The sequence below is a fragment of the Candidatus Nitrosotalea sp. FS genome, assembly GCF_011319475.1.
In the GTDB taxonomy this organism is placed as follows: Archaea; Thermoproteota; Nitrososphaeria; order Nitrososphaerales; family Nitrosopumilaceae; genus Nitrosotalea.
In genome coordinates, this window is record NZ_RCMC01000130.1 from 1,719 (window position 1) to 2,643 (window position 925).

Annotated in this window: 1 protein-coding gene and 3 pseudogenes; all 4 read right to left on the reverse strand. The window is 41.2% G+C overall.

Translation table 11 applies throughout. The features are described 5' to 3' along the window. Positions 1-36 precede the first annotated feature (36 nt). A partial coding sequence (locus DYY66_RS14125; protein ID WP_309223967.1) for an isocitrate/isopropylmalate family dehydrogenase occupies positions 37-443 on the reverse strand: 407 nt, incomplete at its 5' end. 1 nt (position 444) lies between these two features. Then, positions 445-718, reverse strand: a pseudogene (locus DYY66_RS14130) (isocitrate/isopropylmalate family dehydrogenase); the annotation flags it as partial. A gap of 1 nt (position 719) precedes the next feature. Further along, a pseudogene (locus DYY66_RS14135) lies at positions 720-806 on the reverse strand (hypothetical protein); the annotation flags it as partial. Positions 807-825: 19 nt separating this feature from the next. After that, a pseudogene (locus tag DYY66_RS16070) lies at positions 826-925 on the reverse strand (isocitrate/isopropylmalate family dehydrogenase); the annotation flags it as partial.

Genomic DNA, 925 nt, shown 5'->3' on the forward strand with positions numbered 1-925 from the left:
TGTTTTTCTGGTCAAGAGAACCACCAGTGTCTGATCTTAAATAATTCGCGAGATGACGTTTTGAGTAAACTCTCTAGTACTCTTGTCACCACCAATGTCTTTTGTTTTTATTCCTTCCTTGACAATTCCATAAACTGCATCCTCGATTTTTCTTGCAGCGTCATGGCATGACTTGTCGTTATTTTTTGTACCCAACCATTCGAACATCATCTTTGCTGACAAGATAAACGAGGATGGATTTGCAATGTTTTTTCCTGCAATATCAAATGCTGCACCATGCACAGGCTCGAACAATGCAAACCTGTCTCCGATATTTGCAGCAGGTGCCATTCCAAGTCCTCCTACCACTTGGGATGCCTCATCTGATAGTATATCTCCAAACAAATTGGTTGTAACAATCACGTCAAAAGCCTCTGGCTGTCTTATCAGATTCATGGCACATGNTATATCTCCAAACAAATTGGTGGTAACAATCACATCAAAAGCCTCTGGTTGTCTTATTAGATTCATGGCACATGCATCAACGTACATGTGCTCAAAGGTAACCTTCGGGTAATCCTTTGACACCTGTTCACATATTCTTGCAAACAAGCCATCTGTCTTTCTCATCACGTTTGACTTGTGTACACAGGTGACTTTTCTTTTTCCGTTTCGTTGCTCTGCTGTATCAAATGCATGTCTTGCAATTCTCTCAGATGCGCTCTTTGAGATTGAACGTNTTTTCGCATTACGTTTGACTTGTGGACACAGGTGACCTTTCTTTTGTCATTTCGCTGCTCTGCGGTATCAAATGCATGTCTTGCAATTCTTTCTGATGCACTCTTNAGATCCTCGGTATTTTCTCTGACTATGACCATGTCGATATTTTCTTTTAGTGCGGGCATGTTTGGATAAGACTTGGCAGGCCTGATGTTTGCATACAAGT